The organism is Paenibacillus cucumis (ex Kampfer et al. 2016) (assembly GCF_019748695.1).
GTDB lineage: Bacteria > Bacillota > Bacilli > Paenibacillales > Paenibacillaceae > Paenibacillus > Paenibacillus polysaccharolyticus.
This window is the reverse complement of the sequence record NZ_JACLIC010000024.1, coordinates 218,089-241,341: the sequence shown is the minus strand read 5'-3', so window position 1 is coordinate 241,341 and position 23,253 is coordinate 218,089. Positions and strand designations below refer to the sequence as shown.

Below are 23,253 nucleotides of genomic sequence, written 5' to 3'. Positions count from 1 at the left end.
GCTCGTGAACCCGATATAATGGGGATTGGCTCATATGGCCGTACTACGAATGAGGGCAGGACCGTTGTTCCTCCCGGCAGAATGGGGACCCTGAGTTGAAAACGTTCAAGAAAGTATATATTGAAATTACGAGTATCTGTAATCTGGCATGCAGCTTTTGTCCACAAACGAAGCGAGCCAAAGGATTCATCGACCCTGAAGTCTTTAATAATATATTGGATCAGATCAAACCACACACAAAACATATTTACCTGCACGTCAAAGGGGAACCGCTGCTTCATCCCAAAATTGACCTGTTGCTGGATATGGCTCATGCCAAGGGATTTAAAGTGAACATTACGACCAACGGTACGCTACTGCCAAAGACACAGCATAAATTATTGGGCAAACCTGCACTGAGACAGATGAATTTCTCGCTGCACAGCTTTGACGGCCATGAAGGTTCTACGGATCGTGACGGATATTTGCATAACATCTTGTCTTTTGTTCGTGAAGCGGTGAAACATAACGTCATTGTCTCGTTCAGACTATGGAATCTGACTCAGGATAACTTCACCAATGCTCAGATGAATCGCAATCGGGAGACGCTTGAGGTGCTGGAAAAGGAATTCAATCTGGACTTCCGTATTGAAGAAAAGGTGGTTGCGGGTAGTGGCGTGAAAATTGCACCCAACGTATACCTGAATCAGGACCATGAATTCCAATGGCCAAGCCTCGATGCACCTGAAGATGATGGCAAAGGTTTTTGTCATGCATTACGCAGTCAGGCAGCTGTGCTGGTTGATGGAACCGTGGTTCCATGCTGTTTGGATGGAGAAGGTGTCATCAACCTTGGAAACATCCATGAAAAGTCTTTTTCCGATATTGTGGATGGAGAGCGTGCGAACAATCTGGTATACGGTTTTTCCAAACGGGAAGCTGTAGAAGAACTTTGCCGCAAATGCGGATACCGGCAGCGCTTTGGAGCAGGAGCCTAAAATCATACGACAGATAACTCAAGTGTGTTATTCGGTAATATTCCGAGTAGCACATTTTTTTATTTATTATTAGGAAAGAATAGGCACCATTTGATTCATGATTTCAACTATTATGTAAAATGATAGTCTATTAATCTTGTTTTTATAAATATACATGGTATTATTATCCTACTGATCATAAAAGGGGGAGTAGTTCAAAAGTTACACTTTTGTGTTAATAACGGACGTTTAAGAGGAGTGTGTCGAGTTTTGAATTTAAAATGGAAAAAGTTTAATCGAAAGTTGTCAGCAGTACTCTCTACATCATTGATTGCCTCTATGTTTTCTATGCAATTGCTAGCCTCGGCGGAAGTGGCCCCATCATCTGTAACGTCATTTAAGGATGTTGAACACTCCTATGCCAAAACAGAAATTACGAAGTTAATTGAAAAAGGTATTTTAGCTGGATTTGCGGATGGAACATTTAAACCCTCAGATTCAGTAACACGTGCTCAATTGGCAAAGATTATGGTGGGTGCGCTTCAATTAAAGCCTGACTCTACTGTAGCTAGTTCCTTTAAAGATGTGGAGCAATCCAAATGGTATTCTGGCTATGTATCTGCACTCGTTCAATCTGGTATTGCCCAAGGAACCTCGAAGGATACGTTTTCTCCAGATAAAAAAGTTACGAGAGAGGAACTGGCTGTATTTTTCGTAAGAGCATTCGGCTGGGAAACAAAGAACGCACCAACTCAAACAACAAAGCCACAGCTCGCTGATTTGGATAAAGTATCAGACTGGGCGAAGGATTCTGTGTCACTCGCATATCAATCCGGATTTATTAAAGGTATTGTTCGGAAAGACGGAACAACAACGTTTAATCCAACGGGTGTAGCGGATCGACAAGCATTAGCAAGACTTGCTTATGAGTTTGTCATGAATAAGTCTACATATGATAATATTATGATTCCTGCGAAGACAGACGAAGATACAAACAACTCTAACCCCACAAAACCAGAAACAACGAAGCCTTCTGAAAACAGCAATAAAGGTAACAGTAGCAACAATAGCTCTACCGGGGATAATGGAAATAATAACAACACAGGTGGAAATAATGGAGGAGGTCAACAAACTTCCAGCAAAAACCTTACTTCTCCAGGCACATACACTTTGGGTAACGTAACTGGTAATGTCACGATTGGTTCTCAAGGTGTAATTCTGAAAGACACTAAGATCAATGGTAACCTTCAAGTTCTTGAATCTGTAGCTAATGGAGATGTTACACTTGATCACGTTACTGTTACAGGAACAACTAGCATCAAAGGTGGAGGACCTAACAGTATCCATGCACTGAACTCTGTTCTTGCGACTGTAATTGTGGATAAGGCAGATGGAAGTGTTCGTTTGGTTCTGGAAGGTGCGAGTGATGTACAACAGATTGAGATCAAGTCTGGAGCCATCGTAAAGAATGATTCCACAGGTGATGTTGGTCCAATTGAATTGACAGACTCTATTCCACATAATGCTGCGGTAGTGTTGAACGGAACGTTTGACTCTATTATGGTTCATGCAGAGCAGATTTCAGTAGAGTTTGGAGACAACTCCAGCATCGGGAATCTCGAGGTGTTCCAACAAGCACTGAATACGGTTTTCAAAATCAATCAAGGTGCAACCGTAAATCGCGCAATACTGGACGCTATTGTGCAATTCTCTGGAGCGGGTGCGTTAACTTCTGCACAAGTCAATGTAGAGGGAAGTGACTTTAGCGGGTTGCAACAGCATCCAAGAATTGAAGCAGATCCTACAGTGACTAGTTTGGTATACTTACCTGAAATTAGTGATCTTTCAGCTGTAAATGCAACGAAACAAATTGTACTTACAGGTGTAGCTGGCTCAGCGAACAAAGATGTTACCTCTCTTGCAAACTGGGAAGTGGAAGATAACAGCATTGTCACTGTAAACTCTGGTAAAATTCAAGCTGTAGCTAACGGTACAACCGTTGTGAAGGCTAAATACGGAGAATATCAAATTCAAGTTCCAGTGACTGTTGCAGTATATAATGAATTGACACACCCAAGACTTGAAGGGATTCAGGTTACAAATGGAAGTGCTAAACTGACATTTACCAATGGACTGGATGCATCTGGACTGACTGCTGAAGACTTTGTGGTACATGCATACTATAACGGTCAAGAGCGGGAATTGAATAATTTACAGTATCACAATGGGGAATTTACATTTAGCCCTATCGATAGTTACGGTTCCACATTGTACATTACAGTTGATTCCAATACGGAAAAGACTCATTTTGCAGGAAGCCAAAGTGCTTCTGTAAAACTTACAGGATTCGGTGGACATATTAAAGATGTCGCTGGAGCACCAGTAGCCAATTTGCAGATTTCTTTTAGAAAAGGTCTGGATAACAAAACGGGTGATATTGTTGGTACAGTAACGACAGACACTTATGGTGATTATTACATTAATCTGCAACCGGGCATCTATACAGGTGAGCTTGGAGGCGGAGATACAAAGTACATTAGAACATATCTTATTGGTGTATCGGCTGTTAATGTAAAAAACCAAAATGAAAATCAAACAGCGATTGAGATTCCGGCAGCTAATGAAACACGTTTTGTATTAACCTGGGGTAAAGATCCAGCAGATCTGGATTCACATCTTATCGGCCCAGCAGGTGATGGAGGAGTGTTCCATACCTACTACGTGGATAAACGTTATTATTATGATGAAGAACTGATGGTAGATCTGGATCTAGATGATACTACATCTTATGGACCAGAGACGACGACGATTCGCCAATTGCTTCCGGGAACATATACCTTCTACGTACATCATTATTCAGGCACAAGTACAATCAAGATGTCTGGTGCTAAAATTGATGTATTCCACGGAGCTGTCCCAACGCCAAGTGCAACCTACACGGTTGAAGAAGGAAGCGGAAATGAATTGTACTGGATCGTTCTGAAAATGATTGTTGCTGAAAACGGTACAGTGACTTATGAAACTGTGAATCAATTTACTAATGTTAACCCGCTTTATACGTTAACACCAGATTCTTCTTCTCAAGGAACAGATGGAGCAGAGGAATAGGATAATCTTTGGTTAGACGAAGTATATTTAGAGAACTCCCTGTTATTTTAAAAACAGGGGGTTCTTTTTAGGTTAACGATGATATCCAGACAATAAAGACGGCATATTTGAAGTTGATATCGGTACATATCAATGTAAAAACAGAATGTATATATGCGAACAATGCAGAAGGAATGCTAAAAAATGTAAATGTGATCTTAAGATTATTCCTGTAATCTCCCTTTTTTTGTAGGATTAGGACAGGTTCCGAGCAGTGATCTACTTCTGCGGTTCTGTCAGACAAGCTAGCGTGCTTGGAGACAAATTCACTTATATTAAGGGAGGATGTTCTTGATGAAAAAAATGTTAACGCTGTTGTTGTCCGCCGGTCTGGTCGCTTCCATATTTGGTGTTATGCCCGCAGCTGCTGCGCCAACGGTTGTAAATTCAACGATTGTTGTACCTAAGGGCACGACGTATGATGGACAGGGGAAAACCTTTGTGGCTAATCCATCCACCTTGGGTGACGGTTCTCAAGCAGAGAATCAGAAGCCGGTCTTCCGGCTGGAAGCAGGTGCTACACTGAAAAATGTCATCATTGGTGCGCCAGCGGCAGACGGTGTACATTGTTATGGTAACTGTAATATTTCGAATGTAGTATGGCAGGATGTGGGCGAGGACGCGTTGACATTGAAATCGTCAGGAACGGTGAACATTACAGGCGGTGCGGCATACAAGGCTTATGATAAAGTGTTCCAGATGAATGCTTCGGGTACGATTAATATCAAAAATTTCAGAGCAGATGATATCGGTAAGCTGGTTCGGCAAAATGGAGGAACATCCTATGCAGTTAATATGACGCTTGATAATTCCAACATATCCAATGTCAAAGATTCCATTATGCGTACAGATAGCAACAGTACACAAGGGCGAATTACGAATACACGTTATTCCAAAGTGCCAACACTTTTCAAAGGATTTGCTTCGGGTAAAACGAGCCAGTCCGGTAATACGCAGTATTAAATTGTGCGGAGCTTAGTTATCAAAACCAGGTAGACTGGATCAGTGTACCAAATTTATCTGTCGAACAGTGCAGTAAGGATCACTAATCTAACCATTGAATAATCTATCCATTAATCGTTTGAATAAGCATGTTGCTTATATAACTAAGCCATATGCACCATACAGGGTGGAGCAGAGCAAATGCTGCTTCACCCTGTTTTTTATGCTCATAGCCATACGACAACATTTAGCCAAATTGATTTGCATATGGGCAATATGAAGCTTCTTGTGATAACATGTGCACTAACTGTACCAATCGCATGGTTAAGAGGGGATATTTATGTCAATTCGCATCAAAATGTTGCTTTCGTTTACAGGCATGCTTGTTATCAGTCTCCTGTTTATATTGCTTACAGCAAGTCTCTATACGATTGCGGCAACAGGGGATTTGCAAAGTTTCCGAGATATATACAAAGTCCATTATCAGATCAATCCACTGACGGAACAGGGAGAGACGATCTTTCAAGAGATGAAGTTTACAGCGAAAAGTGATCCGGACGAGCTGCAGGACAAGGTATTGCTTCGGGAATACGATATGAAACTTCGAGCCGAGAAATCCGGGCTCTACGTGAGGCGTGAGGACAGTCCGATCTTTGAATCGCGGACATTCCATCAACCCGGATTGGGACAGGCACTGCCCGCCTATGATCTGAACAACAACCAGATTCGAAGTACGTTTAACATCGGTGAGCGCTTCTACGCGTATGCCAAGTTTGATTTTCAGTATTCAGATGGAGAACGAGGCAGTATCTTTGTCATCCGGGAGAGAAGTCCGTTTGCAGAACTGACACGCAAGCTGTTGCCTGTGATGTCTCTCCTGTTGATTGGTGTCCTGATCATCGCTAACCTTCTTCTGTTCCGCTGGATTACACGTAGTTTCATTCAACCGTTGCATCAGTTACGAAGTTCGGCCGAACAGATCAAAAACGGTAATTTGTCTTTCAAGCTTGAACCTTCCTCCAATGACGAAGTGGGACAGCTTAGTGAGGCATTTGAAAGTATGCGGAATCAGTTGCAACGATCCAATGAGTTGCGACAGCAAGATGAGATTAACCGCAGAGAGTTGATCTCCAACATTTCGCATGATCTTCGCACGCCGATTACTAATATTAAAGGGTATATCGAGGGCATTCGGGATGGGGTAGCGAACACACCGGAGAAGATGGACACTTACGTCAACATTATTCATTCCAAAGCGGTTAGCATGGATAAACTGGTGGATGAATTGTTCTTGTACTCCAAACTGGACTTGAATCAGGAACCGTTTGTGTTCAGCCCAGTGGATCTGGTTGATTTTATGGAGGATAGCATTGAAGAACTGCGATATGATCTGGAGGACAAAGGAGTAGGACTCGAGTGGCATAACCGAACTTCGGGCTCCGTTCTGTCTGCTGTGGATCTGGATAAACTGAAACGCACGGTTGTCAACATTGTTGATAATGCACTGAAATATATGAATGATGATGACAAACGACTCCGTATTACTCTTGAAACGAATCAAGAGTGGAATACCATCATATTCCAGGATAATGGGAAAGGCATATCCGAGGAAGATCTGCCGCATATATTTGAGCGTTTCTACCGAGCCGAGCATTCACGCAACTCGTCTACGGGCGGAAGCGGTCTTGGACTGGCCATTGCCCACCAGATTGTAGCTGGACATGGTGGTTTAATCTGGGCAGAAAGCAAGCTGGGTGAAGGCACCAGTATCCATATTCAATTGAAACGCCTCATGGAAGAAAGGGGAGAAAGCCATGACTGATATTCTGATCATTGAGGATGAAACGACCATTGCCGAACTGGAACGGGACTATTTCGAACTCCATGGATTTACGGTAGAGCTGTGTCATAACGGGGATGAAGGATTGCGCCGTGCTTTGGACGAGAATTACCGACTTGTCATCGTAGATTTGATGCTTCCCGGGATGGATGGTTTCGAATTATGCAGGCTCATTCGTGAGGAGAAGGAAGTGCCCATCCTTGTCGTTTCCGCAAAAAAAGAGGAGATCGATAAAATCCGCACGTTTAATCTCGGTGTCGACGATTTTATTACGAAGCCGTTCAGCCCAAGCGAACTGGTCGCAAGAGCCAAGGCTCACCTGACCCGGTACGAGAGATTGCTCGGCAAGAGCAAACCTGCTGAACAGGATGAGATCCACATTCGCGGACTTCACATCGACAAGGGATCACGCCGTGTATTTTTGAACGGAGAAGAGGTGGGCATCACCACCAAAGAATTTGATCTGCTTGTATTTTTGGCGAGTCATCCGAACCGCGTATTCAGCAAATCCGATCTGTTCGAACGGATCTGGGGCATGGAATCGAATGGCGATATTGCAACGGTAACAGTGCATGTTCGCAAGCTGCGCGGGAAACTGGAGAGTGATCCGAAACATCCCGAATACATCGAAACGGTCTGGGGTGCGGGGTATCGTTTCACCATATAAGTTTAGAGTTAGCTTCATTGATATATAGAACATTTGATTTGCAGAGCAAGACAGGAGACAGTGCAGTAACGTTAACGGATATTCAGGCGAACGCTTGGTATGCGCCTTATGCTATTAAGGCGGTGGAGACAGGGATCATGCAGTCCGTCGATGGAGAGTTCCATCCTCAAAGTCTGGTAACGGATGCGGAGCTGGAAGAGGTCGTATCTAAAGCATTAAAACGGGATGTGAAGTCCGTACACCATTGGATGAGTGCTTTCTATGAAGAAACCGGCTCTGTAACACGGGGCGAAACGGCAGTGTTGCTGCAAAAGGCTTATCAAGCTATCCCATCGGATCAAGCTCGCATTGAGAGTATTAAACCGTTGAATAACATGACTCTTGTGATCACCTTCGACAAGCCACTTACGGCAGAAGATGAAGTGTTTGCCAAATCCCGGACAGACTTTGCATTCAGCGGGGGGCTAACCTTAACCAACATGCCACGTTTGAAAACAGGCTCTGTTGCTACATACATCGTGCCGACATCCGTTCAACAAGCTGGAGAAGCTTACAGCCTTACATATAAAGGACAAGATGCTGGTTCATTCAAAGGCAGTGACGTTAAAGTAAATATGACTCAAGTGCGTCAGGTCACGAATGATACGTTTGAGATTGAAGCTTTGAAGGAAGAAGGTGTGGTGGATTACGGTTATATTATTTCGGCATACAGCGCTGGTCGCGGGGCTAATGCTTTCATTCTTAACGATCAGGAGCAGGCAGACGGCAAAACGTATCAAATTATTTCGTCCATGCAGGCAAGACAAGTTACCATTACGCCGGAAAATGGCGAGCCGATCATTGCCAAATATGTTCCGTTTACGCAATCCACTGATGGCAGACAAGAACCCAAATTCCGATTGCCAGAAGGCCAGATTCTGAAACCAGGGGTATCTTACACTGTGACTTCGGAATGGGCCAGTATCGAGCATGCTTCCTTTACTGCGAAATCATTCGAAGCATTAGTCGTTAAGAGCGCTAAAGTCGCGAGTGATAGTGCCATTGAAGTGACACTTGCCCAAGATCCGGGAGATGAACTATTCTCTGGACGGAGTGTTAGCCTGACAGCACCAGATGGGCATGTCCTGACAGCGACGTATAAATATTCAAGCCGGAAAGGTGCAACAGGTGTATTTGAACTTGCGAATGGAGAAAAGCTGATCTCCGGCACAATCTATACGCTGAACCCGGTTGGCGATTGGAGTGTTGCATCATCGGTAACGGTGGTACAGCAATAAGGAGGACCTATGAACAAATCCCTGATGCTGATTATTCTGATCAGCAGTGTGCTGTTCGTTCAAGGCTGTATGCTTAACGAAAAAAGTAACCTAAAGGAGGGAAGTCACGTGGCTTCACTAAATCAGCAGTTATTCAGTGCAGTTGAAGCAAAAGATACCAAGAGTATCGAAAAGCTGCTTCAGCAGGGGGCAGAAGTTCAGGCTCAAGATCAGAGCGGTAGAACGGCCCTGATGATTGCGACATATAATCAGGATATAACATCTGTGCAAAAGCTGATTGAAGCAGGTGCGGATGTTAACCAGCAGGATGACATGTTGAATAGTCCGTTTTTATATGCGGGTGCCGAAGGGTATTTGGATATTCTGAAGATTACTATTCAGGCAGGGGCAGACCCTGCTATCACAAACCGGTACGGAGGAACGGCGCTCATCCCCGCTTCGGAGCATGGATACGTTGACGTGGTGCGAGAGCTACTGACCAATACCACGGTAGATGTGAACCATGTGAATAAATTAGGATGGACAGCATTGTTGGAGGCGATCATTCTAAACGATGGCAATGAACGGCAACAGGAGACCATTGAATTGCTTATCCAACATGGGGCTGATGTTAATCTGGCTGATGGCGATGGTGTGTCTCCCCTCCGTCATGCCAGAGCAAAAGGCTTTAAGGAGATCGAAGCTATTTTGTTGCAAGCAGGTGCAAAATAGTGACACACTATTACTGTAGAGTAAACGGGCATCTGCCGAGGTAGTAACTGAACAACAACGAAAACGGGATGAGAGTAGCTTTTGCTATCTCATCCCGTTTTTTTGTGGTTATTGCGTATTTTTAGTGAAAGCATCTCTTAATTCAACCTATCTTTACTTCCAAACGAACTACTTCTCCCCTGGCACTTCGACGATAACTTTGCCTTTGGTTGGCGTAGCAGAGCCGCTTTCAAGTGAGCCTTTCTTGTTCATCATGTCATAGGCGGTTTCCTCTAGCATGCGGGAGTACTTGAAGGATACGAGTGTTTTACCAGCGACAGAAGGACGGGTTCCTGCTTCGGCAACGGGCTTGGTTTTAATAAAGAACAAATCACCAATCGTTCCGGCTTGTTTACCCAGATTAGCCTGCCATTTCAGCATGGCATTTCCGTTCGTGATTGTATAGTAACTGACCAGATTGTTATCCTCAATCATGAAGAAGCTGTTTTTTTGTCCTTGTTCAAAAATATAAGCTGTTGATGAATCTACTGGCCCGAGCGGATTTTTCACCTGTAGGCGTGGTTGGCCGAAACTTGAAAGCCGCGGCAGCTGCAACGCTGCTTCACGGGCTGCCGTCAAATCGGAACCGTTGTAATCCTTCACTACGGAAGCATTGGTGGTGTAAATATAAGCTTCCTTGGCAGCCTGGTTCCAGCGCACTTGTGCGCCAAACGTTTCACCAATGGCACGAAGTGGCAGCATCGCTTTTCCTTTTACCAGAATTGGAGCCGAGGACAGGGTGGTATTCTGGCCATTCTTTTTCATCGTTTTACTATTGGGTGTCAGCACGTATTGGTCACTACCTGTTTTGATGCTGATTTGTTTGCTCTTATTATCATAACCGAAGGTATAATCTCCGAGAAATTGCAGTTCAGTCAGGGCAATGTACGTGACACCTTGGCGGATGATCACATCGTATTCTGCAGGTGTATTGTTAATGTAAGCCGTAGGTTTTGTTGTAGCGGCTGCTTCAGCCACCGTAGGCATGAACAGTGCAGGAGCTACTCCTGCGGTCAGAATGGAGGCGGCCAGCAGCATCTTCCATTTTTTCTGCTTCCATCGTGCGTTGTGTGATTGTGTGTTGTTTTTCATGATCATTCTCCTTTCAAGTCACTAGACGGATCAGTTATCCCAAAAGTTGCATATTAATGGAACATTCATAAGATATTAACCTAATTCCTGTATATTAAACTACTAAGTTAGGGCATATAATGGAATGAAAAGAATATAGTTTTTTTCCAAAATTCGTTTGGGAAACAGGTAACTTTTTGAAAGGCAGAGCGTCTTATATGGAAATAACTTCTATTGGGAGATGAATGTGTGTGAAAAAGGAGCCTAATCAGAACATATGGGGTTATACTCGCTGCTTTACCTTAACGGGAATAACTGTGCTAGTGCTAACAGGATGTATGATGCCAGATCCCCAAACGGATGTGTCGGGCAGACAGGCTCAGGTTTCAACAACACAGACAACTGACACGAAAGCTCCAATTCAAGTCTCCGATACAATTTTTAACGATTTACAGTTGCCTGGTTCATCAACCTTGCTTTCAGCGCAGCAAATTTCCGCCAAGATCCCCTACAAAAAGGGAGAACGAGTAACGCTCAGAGAGGGATTACCTCTTTTCAATGGGCGGAAGGATAATCGCGTTGCAGTAGATCAGATGAAGATTACATATCTCACTATACCGAAGGAAAAGTATATTTTGACTGGGGTTCAGGGGGAGTGGATGCAAGTCAAGAACCAGCAGCAAGATAGCTACTGGCTTCCTGCCTGGTATGCGCTTAAGCAGAGTAACAACATAACGCAAACTGATCCTCATACATTCACTGTTCAAAAGGATAGCAAATTGTACCTCACTCCTGACAGTACGATAACTTGGCCTTCCGATCAGGCGCTATTGAAGAAGACGCTCATCGTGGCTGAGTGGAAGGAGTGGGTCGGCGTGTCCATTGCTCCCCGTATTTGGAGCAAGGAATGGACAGGTTATCACCATGTGATGCTCTGGATCAAGAAAAAGGATATTACAGGTCAAACTCCTGTCTCCGATGGATGGTTTGTAAGTGAGCCATCGTTATCTATCTCTATGCTCCGCCATCTGGTAGATACCAAACTGGATCAAACGACGACCACCAAGCAGGTTGCCAAGTGGTTAGGGGAGCCGGATTGGAAGGAGCAGTCCAGAAACCTGAATGAACCAGGTGATTCGATGCGAGTTAGACAGACCTGGAGATATGAGCGGCATGATGCACATTTATTGTTAACCTTTAATAACAACGGCAAGCTGACCGAGATTCATTGGAGTATGCCAGCGAGTCAGGATAATGAGGCAGATCTCCGAAGTGATGAGCGTATGGGCACGTTTACTTATTTCACTCAAGTTGCTGTGGGAAAGTCGCTCCCGCCAACGCTGCCCTGGAAACCGGAATGGGTGAATCAGGGAGATCTGAACTATACTTTTTTACAAGCGGGTACAGATGATGTGCTCCTCATGAAGGGAGATGATGGCGGGTTTAGCGGCATGCATTATGATGATTCCTTCTACGCGCTGGATCGACATACAGGGAAATTGCTCTGGAGAGTGCATAACGGATATGGTCCTGCTCAAGCGGTTTTAAATACCAAGCGGGATGCCGTTACACTATATACAAGTTATGACACCGATCGCAAGCAATATCTGGATCGTTTGCGCCATATCAACCTGAAAGACGGAAAGCTTCTATGGGAATATAAACCTGAGGTACAAGATAAGCGGAATAACAGTACAAACAAGAAGAATACAGCTGACGATATGGTATGGTTGAACGGCATCAAAGCTGCCCGAAATGTAGTTATTGTAGATATCCCTGCGGCTGAAGGCTCCAGTAATGGATGGATTCATGTGCTTAATAGTTCAACCGGTAAACGGTTATGGACTAAGAAATTAACGACAGGATATCAATTGCTTAATCGGAATGCCGACGAACCTTATGTTCTATATCAGGAGAAAAATCAGCTTGTTGCCGCAGATCCTCTAACGGGACGAACGGTTTGGCAGGTGAAGGCGGGACCATCCGCGATAGATCATATCGAGAATGATTCCTATTTTGACGGTATCCATCGTTATGATCCGTTTGGCTCAGTGCCTCTTGAGCGCTGGATGCTGATGGAAGATCAATGGGTGTTACTTGATCTGACTTCTGGAAAGAAGCGATCTCAATTTCCTGCCCGTACAGGCCAGCAGTTAGAGGTGCTGAATGACGGTATGGTGCTGATTCGTGAAAATCAAAAAGGAAATATGTACGGTGATTACGGAGATTATACAACCTCCTTATTTGACCCAGATACAGGCAAGGTTCGCTGGACGGTTGATGCGAAGATTGAACGTGGACTTCTAGAGGCGGATCAACTGTATGTCATTAGAAATGGATATCCTGCCGCCGTGGATTACCATACCGGGGAGACACGGTGGGATGCACAGGAATCTGTTGGAACAAACCAGTATTCAACCAATCAGGGCAGTTACCTCATCATTGGAGATCGTTTGTTGCTTCCGCGAAATGAAAACTTGCTTGTGATGGATAAAAAGGATGGAACTCTGCTAGGGCGTGTGCATGATGTAGTCATGGGGACTCCGGAGCATCGGGATCGGGATGCAAAGAATGGCATGATCAACCGAATCGACGATAAAGTGTATGTCGGATCAGCTAACGGACGTTTCCGTGTCTTTCCAGTTGATCAGCTGGAAGGAGATATCTCTTTTTAAAAGCTTGTCTGGGTCGCCATGTTGTTTTATTATAAATGAACAGGATTGCTCGCGCTCCGGTTATCGGCTGTGCGGGCTTTCTTCATGTGTTCTTGAAAGATTCTTGAGAGATACTTGAGGGAACCATACATGATCATTCACGGGAGGAATCTCCATGATTTCATTATATGGTGTGAGCAAACGGTTCAACGAGCGCGGTTCCCGTGCGGATCAGGGATTTGAGGCCTTGCGATCCGTCTCGCTTGAAATAGGTAAAGGTGAGATTCATGGCATTATTGGTTCCAGCGGGGCAGGAAAGTCGACCTTGCTACGGATGCTCAACGGTTTGGAACAGCCTGATGCTGGAGAGGTTACCGTCAATGGTCAGCAACTAACCGGAATGAACGAGCGAGACTTGCGTCAGGCACGTCGGTCCATCGGTATGATCTTCCAGCATTTCAATCTCGTCAGCAATCGCACGGTGCTGAGCAATGTGAGCATGCCCTTGGAACTGGCCGGCAAATCACGTCCACAGCGGCGAGAGCGAGGGTTGGAAGTACTTCGATTCGTAGGACTGGAGGACAAAGCGAACCAGTATCCGGCTCAGCTGAGCGGCGGACAGAAGCAGCGCGTTGCTATTGCCAGAGCGCTTGCCAGCCATCCAGCTGTATTGCTCTGCGATGAACCAACGTCTTCACTTGATCCGCAGACAACAGGGGGAATATTGGATGTGCTTCGTCATGTGAACGAAACGATGGGGGTGACGATTGTCGTTGTTACCCATGAGATGGAGGTCGCTCGTCGATTATGTCACCGTATTACGGTGATGAAAGAGGGTCAGATTGTGCGTACCCTATCGGAATCAGAAGTTCGCAGTATCCCGGTTCCACAGCCGGATATCCTTACTTCACTGCTTGCAGACGACACTTTGGGTGGAACAGGAACGGAAAAGGTAACGGGCACCACTCTCCAGCGTCTGGCGGAACAGGAGGACGGGCAATGATGTTACCTGAGTCAGTGCTTAAATATCAGCATGAAATCTGGCAGGCCATTGGAGAAACATTTGTGATGGTGGGGATATCCATCGCGGCAGCAGTGCTGGTCGGTTTGCCTCTCGGTACGTTATTGTATCTGTTTCGTAAAGGGCAACGATACCAGAATCGAGCCTTGTTCACGGTTCTGGGCAGTCTTGTGAATATTATTCGTTCCTTTCCATTCCTGCTGCTGGTCGTCTTCATGATCCCGTTCACTCGGTTGGTTGTAGGCACATCCATCGGTACGTTAGCTGCAACGGTACCTTTATCGGTCATTGCTATTGCTTATTATGCCCGCCTTGTCGAACAGGCGCTACTCGATGTGCCTAAAGGTGTCATCGAAGCGGCCTCTTCTATGGGAGCCTCAACCGTGCAACTTGTCCTTAAATTCCTGTACGTGGAGGCAAGGTCTGGTCTTGTGCTGGGACTTACCACAGCAACGATCAGTTTTGTTTCCTATTCTACGGTAATGGGGATTGTGGGTGGTGGAGGCGTTGGTGATTTTGCTATTCGTTACGGTTACCAACGCTTCGAAACGGAAATTATGATATTTACAATTGTTATCATGATTGTGCTGGTACAGATGATTCAATTCACGGGTAGCCGACTGTCTCGCTGGTTGGATCGCAGATCCTGAGGAACCCGCTAAAAATGACTACAGAATGTATAGAGAAGGGGTAAACATCCAAATGAAAGCAAAATTAATGCTTACGTTGCTTGCGGTTATGCTCGTTGTATCCGCCTGCGGTAAAAAAGAAGAAACGCCTGCTACTGAGGGGGCGAAGCCAGAATCACAAGCCGGACAGGAAGTTACACTAAAAGTAGCGACATTGATTCCGCCAATGACGGATGTACTGGATATCGTTAAACCGCTTCTTAAAGAAGATGGCGTAAACTTGGAGGTTGTGGTGCTGTCAGATAACGTACAGCCGAATACGGCTCTAGCAAACAAGGAAGTGGATGCGAACTTCTTCCAACACGTGCCGTACATGAAACAGTACAATGAGGCGAATAGTGCAACTCTGGTTCCTGTTCAGCCCATTTACAACGCGATCTATGGTGGATACTCCAAAACCTACAAGTCCATCGATGAACTGCCAGAAGGAGCAACGATTGCGATTGCCAATGATCCTTCAAACATCGGGCGCTCCCTCGTCATGCTGGAACAAAACGGCCTGATTAAACTCAAAGAGGGTGTAGGTTTTAATGCGACACAAGCGGACATCACAGAGAATAAAAAGAACTTCAAGTTCAAAGAAGTAGATTTGCTGATGCTTGCCCGTATGATGGATGATGCAGATCTGGTAGCTATGACTCCTGCCTATGCGAGCCCGCTCGGTCTGACGCCCAAAAAGGATGCTTTGCTGACCGAGAAGGACGATTCCCATTTTGCGATCACGTTGGTAGCCCGTGAGGATAACAAAGACTCCGAAGCCATCCAGAAGCTGGCTAAACGTATGGCTGGCCCTGAAGTGAAAGCCTTTTTCGAAAAAAATTACGCAGATATTGCCATTCCAGCATTCTAAGGTATAGGTGAGTATAGAGATTCGAACATTGAGATCCGAGCAAATATGCTTGGGTCTTTTTGTTTGTGATCTTACTTCTGTTAACAACTATTTAGAAACTTAATAGAACCGGAGTTAAATTCGTTTAATTTAGTTAATAACTTTTTTGTATGTTAGTGAAAATATCAATTTAATATGGAAGAGGTAGAGTGAATTGTCGTTGGAAAACAAAAAAACAGGTTGGTTAGGAAAGATTGTAACCGATTTTAAGGTCAAACTGATCATGTCCTTCATTATCTTTTTGGCGGCCCCTTCCATCACTATAGGTGTATTGTCTTATAACAATGCCAAAGAGGAAGTAACGAAGCAAATTCTACATAGTGCAGAGGAAAATGTGAATTTAGCTAATAGTACGATTGATTTAATAGTCAATGTGAAACGCAAGCAGGTTGAATATTATGCGAAAGTTTTTACTGCAGACACCATGAAAAATTCAGAAGCAAACATGCTGGAGGAAATAAAGGGATTCATCGGGCAGAACCCGGATGTGGTTTTGGTCAGTATAGGAAATGAAAATGGAAAATATTTAAGTTCTTCGGATACAGCTACCCCGCAAGATTATGATCCGCGAACCAGACCTTGGTATACAGAAGCGATGAGTCAACCTGGTCAGGTTATCGTCACAGATCCGTACACCTCCACATCAACGAATTCAGTTACGGTTTCAATTGCAAAGGCATTGGACGATCGCTCTGGTGTAGTCAGTCTTGATCTGGATCTGAACGACATTAGCAATAGTATAAGCAAGATCAAGGTAGGGGAGCAGGGATATATGGTCTTGCTGGATCGTAGCAAAAAGTATATCTATCACCCGAACAGCCCAGCTGGATCAGACGCGAAAGAGTCATTTTGGGCAGAGGTATTTGATAAAGAATCAGGCACATTTGATTATGTCTATAATGATGAGCCCAAGGTTATGTATTATTTAACGAATGGTTCAACCAATTGGAAAATCGCAGGTACGATGTTTACCTCCGAGGTGCATGAGGCGACAGCTCCGATTCTGCATCGTATGATCATTGTGCTGTTATCTTGCCTTGGCGTTGGGGCCGTAATTATCTGGCTTGTCATGCGATCTATTATTAGACCCATCAGAGAATTGAAAAATCAAGCGATACAAGTGAGTGAAGGAGATCTGACACAGACTATTGTAAGTAAAAGTTCCGATGAGCTTGGTGAACTTAGCGACGCTTTTGGCAAAATGCAGACGAATCTGCGCTTGCTGATCCAGAATGTGGAGCATAGCGCAAGTCAGGTAGTTACCTCATCAGAAGAGATGACGCAGAGTGCAGAAGTGACCAGTGCTGCGAGTGAACAGGTGGCCAGGGCCATTCAGGAAATTACGCTGGGAGCCGAGAAACAAATGCATGGTATTGAGCATAATCACGAGGCTATGCGCGAAATTACGTCTGGTGTAACCAATATTGCGGAGAGATCGGTTCATGTGTCCGAATTAGCCAAACAGACCACATTACAAGCAGAAGAAGGCGGCAACACGGTTAAGCAGACGGTAGATCAGATGAGATCAATTCAAGAGACCGTCTTACAGATGAGTCGTATCATTCAGACATTGGATCAACGTTCTGAGCAAATCTCCGCCATCACAGAGCTGATGGGAAATATGGCAAAACAAACGAATCTACTAGCTCTGAATGCGTCGATTGAGGCTGCACGTGCAGGTGCACACGGGAATGGGTTCGCCGTAGTAGCTGGAGAAGTTCGCAAGCTCGCAGAGCAATCCCAGCAGTCTGCTCAAGATATTACTGTCCTGACATCTGCGGTCCAGAAGGATACATTGGAATCGGTTGATATGATGAAGAAAGTGGCATTAGAGGTTGAACAAGGCATGGAGGTTTCCACGGAAGCTATTCAGAAGTTCCAACGTATTCTGGAGAGTATGCGCGAGACTACACCTCAGATTGAAGAGATCGCAGCCATTTCACAGCAGATTACGGCTGGAGTACAGGAGGTTGGGGCTGTGTCTAGCGAACTGGCAGGTATTGCTTCAGCGAATGCTTCAACTTCGGAAGAGGTCGCAGCCTCATCGGAAGAACAGCTGGCTTCGATGGAGGAGATATCAGCTTCTGCAAGAAGTTTGTCAAGTATGGCAGAACATCTGCAAAGTCTGATACAGCAGTTCAAGTACTAGGGAGCCGAGAGGCTCCTTTTTTACATTTAGTCTGGCAATTTCGTGGGAGTTTCTGGAATGTGTATCGAAGGGTAAATGTTAGAAGAAAGGAGGAGGAATTGGGGAGAAATAAGCCAATATCCGCAATTGAATAAGGGGGAGACGCGTAATATGATTTGATTAATGCGGAGATACAATCGGCCAATCTGGCCTGTTTTTTCGTATGTTAAACAACGCTAAAGTCGTAACTTGGATGGTGAACTTTGCTACGCGATCTCGTTTTAAATTTTACATTAATTTTAATTTTCGTCTTCCTTATTCATCACTATCTGAATCAATCAAGTAATCGGAATAAGCCATCATTTACCTCTCGCTTGATCATTGGGATAGCGATGAGCATGTTAGGTACTGCGTTATACTACTTCTCCATTATATTGGATGACGGCTCGATGTTAAACTTTAGATCCATCGTATATCTTCTTGCTGCCTATTATGGGGGAGGCGGAACAGCGTTTATTACCTTTGCGGGATTGTGGATGTTTAGAATTAATGCTGGTTTTTGGCCGTCCATTGAAAATTTTGATTATGCATTGTACGAACTTTTATTTGTTCTATTCGCATCCCTGAATTTCAAGTATATACACCAATTTAATCTCCGGTGGTTCTCCGGATCGCTCCTGTTCATTTCGGTTTACCAGTTCACGATGGTTTTGACATATCCCTCGACACCCTATAGTCACGGGATTATCTTACTGTCTCAAATTGTATGTATGCTGCTGGTTGTATTGTTCGTCTATTTCCTGAATCAGAATCATCAATATAGACAGTTGGTGGTACAAAAAGAGCAGGAAATGCTGGAGATGCTACGCAGACAGCCAGGGTTTACATTTAAACTGCGCAAGCTGAACGGGAAGTTTGAATTTCTTTTGCTCGAAGGGGAAATGTTGTCTCATCTAGGTATGGATATGCGAAGTCTGGAGCAAAGCTTCCAGCTCGGGACTATTAATGCACTACCTCAGGAGAAAATTCAATTTTTGAAAACACAATTCAACCGCGCCTGGAGAGGCGAACACTTTTTTTTCGAGATTGAGCATAAAGGATACTATGCTCTGGTTAAGCTCGGGCCTTTTCTGGAAGGCAAGGTAGTGAAGTATGTTATCGGGTATGGACTTGATATTACAGAACATCGTGCTGTCAGGCGAAGGATTCAGGAAAGTGAGGAGCGCTATCGTTTGCTGGAGCGAGTGTCCTCTAATTGGGTTGCAGGATTGGACAATAGAGGCAACATCGTTTCCGTTAACCATAAATTTCTGGATGTCCTTCAGGCGGATCGGCAACAGGTCATTGGTCGTGCGCTTGCAGACTTGCTTGTGATGGAGAAATCAGATTGCTGGGCTACCGTTTTACGAGAAGTTATCTCGTCTAAAACCAATCATGAGGCGGAGTTGACCTTCCGGATCGGTGAAAGTGATGAATTGCATGTTCGCGTTCATCTTTATCCGATCAAGTCATCCGGTTCAAGTGAGCAAATTAAGGCTGTCTTTCAAGATATGACCGACCAGTATCGACGGGTGAAAGCGGATAAAGCCAGTCAGGCGAAGAGTGAGTTTTTGGCCTTGATGAGCCATGAGTTGCGGACGCCGCTGAACAGTATTACCAGCTTCAGTTCCTTGTTGCAACGAACACCTCTTACGCCTCAGCAACAGGACTATCTAGGCAAGATCACCGTATCCTCGCAATCGTTACTTGCGTTGGTCAATGATATTCTAGATTTTTCGAGAATTGAAGCAGGAATGTTTAATGTGGAGAATGTTCCCTTTTCTCTGGAGGATGTATTTAAACGAGTGGCGGATCAGATCAGTACAGCTATCGGTAACAAGGATATTGAGATCATTTTTCATACCGATCCCGAGCTGCCTTTAACGGTCATTGGTGATCCGTTCCGTTTGGAACAGGTTCTTATTAATCTGCTTAATAACGCCATTAAATTTACGGACGAAGGGTATGTCATATTTCACGCAGAAGTGCTCACACTTGAGGATCAACATGTTGAAGTTCGATTCGAGGTAGAGGATACCGGGATTGGTATCTCCCCTGAACAGATGGAACGTTTATTTGTACCTTTCAGTCAGGCCGAACCATCGACCTATCGAAAGTATGGAGGCTCTGGCTTGGGCTTGGTCATCTGTTATCTCCTGATCACTTCATTAGGCGGCAGTCTGCAAGTGGAAAGTGTACTTGGTGAATATAGCATGTTTACATTTGAGCTAGTGTATGAACTGACAGAAGTAGAGGATCGTTCTTTCCTGCCAACCTATCCATTGTTATATGCAGTGAATGATGTGATGATTGTGGAAAGTGACAGAAGAGTTGCAGAAAATCTGGAACAGATGTTGCGCTCATTTGGTCTTAGACCTAAAATCTATTCTTCTTTTCATGAAGCGCTTGTCAATGATAACTATGATTACGAAAGGGATGAATCGTTTTCACTCCTGATCATGCTCGATATGGATATGAAACATGTACATGATGAACCGGACTGGGAGTATTTAATGAATAGGCTCCGGGGTACACGGATTCAGGTGTTTGGGTATACGCGCGGTATTAGTGAGGATGCTCTTGTAGCTAAGCAGAATTTTATTAATCCGAAGGCAGTCTTGTTTAAGCCGATTACCCGTGTCGGGCTGTTTGAGACTTTGTTGACATTGCAGGATGGAGAAGTGCAGAATTTGAACCAAATTACAAATCAGGATGAGTCCTCAGAACGAATAAATCAAGGAGCCATTCTAGTGGCAGAGGATCATGAGATTAATCAGATCGCCATTCGGGCGCTGCTTCAGCAGTTGGGCTTTGAAGTGAAAGTGGTGAAGGATGGAGAAGAGGTACTGAGCGAGCTGCATGTTCAGCCGTGGAAGCTGATTTTGATGGATTTGTTCATGCCGCGAATGGATGGATTAGAAGCTGTTAAACACATTCGTCAGATGAGGCAGTACGATCACTTACCCGTTATTGCACTTACGGCAAATAGCATGAAGAAAGATCATAAGGAATATATAGAGGCGGGTATGAATGCCGTTCTGACGAAACCGATTGATGAACAACAGCTCCAAGATGTATTGACGGCCTGGATTGATCTGAAGGGTTTGCATGACATCAGGGGGATTGATACGGATAAAGCCCTGAAACAGATGGATAACAAACCGCACATTTTGCAGTACGCGTTGAATAAGTTTGCTCTAGAATATAGCGGGTTTGAGCAAAAAATTCAGACTTATCTTGAGCAAAAGCAAATGAATGAAGTTGTACGGAGTACACATTCTCTCAAAGGTGTTGCAGCCCACCTGCATGCTGCGAAACTGCTGCAGGCCGTTCTGCATCTGGAATCCCTTCTGTCGGTTCCATCCTTCGAAGGGGAATTGACCTCCATTCTGGAACAAGTGCAGCAAGAAATTGATCATATTTCAGAGTCACTACCATGGTAAATATGACTAGCAGAGGTCATGCTAAGGTGTGAATTTATACCCGACCCCCCATATGGTTTGAATATATTGGGGGTTTTTCGGGTTATCTTCAATTTTTTTGCGAAGTTTCGTAATATGTACATCAATGGTCCGATCATTAATATACGCATCTATTCCGCGAATGGCCTCGATTAAAGCGTACCGACTGAACACTTTGCCAGGATTAAGCACAAACAGCTTCATGATCTCAAATTCGGAAAATGTGGTTTCGACTCTGCGATTGTTTAGCAAAATGGTTCTGCGTGCGACATCGAGGCTTAACCCATTTTCGGTTTCGGTCACTACAGAGTTTTCCAATAAAGCATAGCGGCGTAAAACGGCCTCGATGCGAGCCTTCAGTTCCTGCATGCTGAACGGTTTACAGACAAAATCATCTGCGCCGTCGGTTAAGGAGCGAATACGTTCAGACACCTCAGTTAACGAAGAAATGACAATCATCGGAAGGGAAGTGTGTTCACGCATGATTGCGCATGGATTTTTCCCACCTGAATCAGGTAACATCAGGTCTATTAAAATGATATCTGGTCTGGTTTCAAGCTGCAAAAGTGCACACCCGATGGTGTCCACACGATCTACTTCGTAGCCTTCACCTTGTAAATACAGGGATAAAGTGTCGCCCAGCATGTTGTCGTCCTCTATAATAAGCACTTTAGTCATGGTGTTCCTTTCTGAATCCACGTTATATAGGTATGTTAGGTAATGGATGTCGCTCTCCCTGGCAAGTAAGCAATTCAGGATTCATTACTTCGATCAAGCAGTTGCATGAGTTTACGCTCTGTTGCCGTTTCTGGTGCGGGTGTATAAATGCTGCATCGCAAATCGGAATTACCTTGAATTTGTAGTGAGGTCAGATCAAACAACATTTTTCCTGCTTTCGAATGTCTGAATTCAATCCATACGTCAGGAGCACTGCTTACTCTGCTTTGTTTCCACAATGCTTGAAAATCAGGGTGGCGATTCATCATATCATTCAAAAATAAATTATACCATTCATCGTCGACATAACGACCATAATAGCCACGAAAAATAGATAAAAATCCGCTGACGAAGTCCTCCCAGTTCACTGCAAGCCTGCGCAACTCTTTTCGATCAAATACCAGACTAATCATATTCCGCTGCTCTAAGGGGATCTGTTCAAAGTTCATAAAAACTTGTGCTGCAGCTTCATTCCAGCCGACGATGAAACAGCGCCGATCAGAGATAATGGTAGGACAATAGCGCAGTTCCTGCAAGATTTTCTGCAATGACGGGTGAAGCTGAAGCGTGTCTGGTTCCGGCACAGGCAGATCCGAATAATGCTCCGTAGCTAGAGAAAACAAGTATTTACGTTCATCTGCAGTGAGTCTGAGAGCAGAAGAAATGCTGTCCAGTACAGCATGTGAAACCTGAATGCTTCGTCCTTGTTCCAGCCAGGTATACCAGGTCGTGCTGACGTTAGCCAATTGGGCGACTTCTTCCCTTCTTAAACCAGGTGTTCTTCGCCGGCCTCCGGCAGGCAAGCCAACGGATTCTGGAGAGAGTTTCGAACGTTGTGTTTTCAGAAAAGTGGATAACGCTTGTAATCGAATAACATCACTCAATGGATCACCTTCCATCTGTTTATCATGGTAGTCATTATACTATGATAAATGACAACTTGTAATAGGATATACAGAAATGGCACTATGAATGCATAAGCATCAGGAAACTGAATGAAGAACG

The 23,253-nt window shown here is 44.5% G+C and carries 16 protein-coding genes; 13 read left to right on the top strand and 3 right to left on the bottom strand.

All coding sequences use genetic code 11. The features are described from left to right. The first annotated feature begins 95 nt into the window (after positions 1-95). The 7 genes from H7T88_RS16245 (at position 96) to H7T88_RS16215 (ending at position 9,540) form a co-directional block, all read left to right on the top strand. Complete coding sequence (locus H7T88_RS16245) at positions 96-977, top strand: radical SAM/SPASM domain-containing protein (RefSeq protein WP_090917367.1); 882 nt, start codon at positions 96-98, stop codon at positions 975-977. Positions 978-1,226: 249 nt separating this feature from the next. After that, a complete protein-coding gene (locus H7T88_RS16240; RefSeq protein WP_154891122.1) occupies positions 1,227-4,064 on the top strand; it encodes an S-layer homology domain-containing protein in 2,838 nt (945 codons plus the stop codon). Positions 4,065-4,397: 333 nt separating this feature from the next. Beyond that, positions 4,398-5,066: a pectate lyase gene (locus H7T88_RS16235; protein ID WP_154891123.1), complete on the top strand. Its 669-nt coding sequence runs from the start codon at positions 4,398-4,400 to the stop codon at positions 5,064-5,066. Between the two features lie 319 nt (positions 5,067-5,385). Beyond that, entirely contained in the window at positions 5,386-6,867 is a 1,482-nt protein-coding gene (locus H7T88_RS16230) for a sensor histidine kinase (RefSeq protein ID WP_221789336.1), read from the top strand. Continuing rightward, positions 6,860-7,552, top strand: coding sequence for a response regulator transcription factor (locus H7T88_RS16225; RefSeq protein WP_090917376.1), 693 nt, complete (start codon positions 6,860-6,862; stop codon positions 7,550-7,552). The genes H7T88_RS16230 and H7T88_RS16225 overlap by 8 nt, the downstream gene beginning before the upstream one ends. Before the next feature lie 38 nt (positions 7,553-7,590). Continuing rightward, positions 7,591-8,829, top strand: a complete 1,239-nt coding sequence (locus tag H7T88_RS16220; protein WP_260510952.1) for an S-layer homology domain-containing protein — start codon at positions 7,591-7,593, stop codon at positions 8,827-8,829. Positions 8,830-8,838: 9 nt separating this feature from the next. Continuing rightward, positions 8,839-9,540 (top strand): ankyrin repeat domain-containing protein, encoded by a 702-nt coding sequence (locus H7T88_RS16215; protein ID WP_154985541.1) that lies wholly within the window; start codon positions 8,839-8,841, stop codon positions 9,538-9,540. Positions 9,541-9,708: 168 nt separating this feature from the next. Here the strand turns inward: H7T88_RS16215 and H7T88_RS16210 are convergent, their stop codons facing one another. Further along, positions 9,709-10,671: a copper amine oxidase N-terminal domain-containing protein gene (locus tag H7T88_RS16210; RefSeq protein ID WP_221789335.1), complete on the bottom strand. Its 963-nt coding sequence runs from the start codon at positions 10,669-10,671 to the stop codon at positions 9,709-9,711. Between the two features lie 317 nt (positions 10,672-10,988). Between H7T88_RS16210 and H7T88_RS16205 the strand changes: the two genes are divergently transcribed. The 6 genes from H7T88_RS16205 (at position 10,989) to H7T88_RS16180 (ending at position 21,513) form a co-directional block, all read left to right on the top strand. Next, complete coding sequence (locus H7T88_RS16205; RefSeq protein ID WP_221789333.1) at positions 10,989-13,325, top strand: BamB-related PQQ repeat family beta-propellar protein; 2,337 nt, start codon at positions 10,989-10,991, stop codon at positions 13,323-13,325. Between the two features lie 154 nt (positions 13,326-13,479). Beyond that, positions 13,480-14,307 carry a methionine ABC transporter ATP-binding protein gene (locus tag H7T88_RS16200; protein ID WP_221789331.1) on the top strand — a complete coding sequence of 276 codons (828 nt, stop codon included), beginning with the start codon at positions 13,480-13,482 and terminating at the stop codon, positions 14,305-14,307. Continuing rightward, positions 14,304-14,975, top strand: a complete 672-nt coding sequence (locus tag H7T88_RS16195) for a methionine ABC transporter permease (protein WP_090917387.1) — start codon at positions 14,304-14,306, stop codon at positions 14,973-14,975. The genes H7T88_RS16200 and H7T88_RS16195 overlap by 4 nt, the downstream gene beginning before the upstream one ends. 52 nt (positions 14,976-15,027) lie before the next feature. Further along, complete coding sequence (locus H7T88_RS16190) at positions 15,028-15,864, top strand: MetQ/NlpA family ABC transporter substrate-binding protein (protein ID WP_423246142.1); 837 nt, start codon at positions 15,028-15,030, stop codon at positions 15,862-15,864. 199 nt (positions 15,865-16,063) lie between these two features. Next, positions 16,064-18,052 (top strand): methyl-accepting chemotaxis protein, encoded by a 1,989-nt coding sequence (locus H7T88_RS16185; RefSeq protein WP_260510951.1) that lies wholly within the window; start codon positions 16,064-16,066, stop codon positions 18,050-18,052. A 242-nt stretch (positions 18,053-18,294) separates the two neighbouring features. Further along, positions 18,295-21,513: a response regulator gene (locus H7T88_RS16180; RefSeq protein WP_260510950.1), complete on the top strand. Its 3,219-nt coding sequence runs from the start codon at positions 18,295-18,297 to the stop codon at positions 21,511-21,513. Positions 21,514-21,534: 21 nt separating this feature from the next. On the opposite strand, the gene H7T88_RS16175 is transcribed toward H7T88_RS16180, so the two are convergent. Further along, positions 21,535-22,209: a response regulator transcription factor gene (locus H7T88_RS16175; protein WP_090917395.1), complete on the bottom strand. Its 675-nt coding sequence runs from the start codon at positions 22,207-22,209 to the stop codon at positions 21,535-21,537. A gap of 74 nt (positions 22,210-22,283) precedes the next feature. Next, complete coding sequence (locus tag H7T88_RS16170) at positions 22,284-23,132, bottom strand: helix-turn-helix transcriptional regulator (protein WP_221789324.1); 849 nt, start codon at positions 23,130-23,132, stop codon at positions 22,284-22,286. Between the last annotated feature and the right edge of the window lie 121 nt (positions 23,133-23,253).

Excerpts from the sequence above, each read along its gene's own strand:
- H7T88_RS16190 (WP_423246142.1), top strand. The coding sequence starts at position 15,028 with ATGAAAGCAAAATTAATGCTTACGTTGCTTGCGGTTATGCTCGTTGTA.
- H7T88_RS16175 (WP_090917395.1), bottom strand. The coding sequence starts at position 22,209 with ATGACTAAAGTGCTTATTATAGAGGACGACAACATGCTGGGCGACACT.
- H7T88_RS16235 (WP_154891123.1), top strand. The coding sequence starts at position 4,398 with ATGAAAAAAATGTTAACGCTGTTGTTGTCCGCCGGTCTGGTCGCTTCC.
- H7T88_RS16210 (WP_221789335.1), bottom strand. The coding sequence starts at position 10,671 with ATGAAAAACAACACACAATCACACAACGCACGATGGAAGCAGAAAAAA.
- H7T88_RS16230 (WP_221789336.1), top strand. The coding sequence starts at position 5,386 with ATGTCAATTCGCATCAAAATGTTGCTTTCGTTTACAGGCATGCTTGTT.
- H7T88_RS16195 (WP_090917387.1), top strand. The coding sequence starts at position 14,304 with ATGATGTTACCTGAGTCAGTGCTTAAATATCAGCATGAAATCTGGCAG.
- H7T88_RS16200 (WP_221789331.1), top strand. The coding sequence starts at position 13,480 with ATGATTTCATTATATGGTGTGAGCAAACGGTTCAACGAGCGCGGTTCC.
- H7T88_RS16215 (WP_154985541.1), top strand. The coding sequence starts at position 8,839 with ATGAACAAATCCCTGATGCTGATTATTCTGATCAGCAGTGTGCTGTTC.
- H7T88_RS16225 (WP_090917376.1), top strand. The coding sequence starts at position 6,860 with ATGACTGATATTCTGATCATTGAGGATGAAACGACCATTGCCGAACTG.
- H7T88_RS16205 (WP_221789333.1), top strand. The coding sequence starts at position 10,989 with ATGATGCCAGATCCCCAAACGGATGTGTCGGGCAGACAGGCTCAGGTT.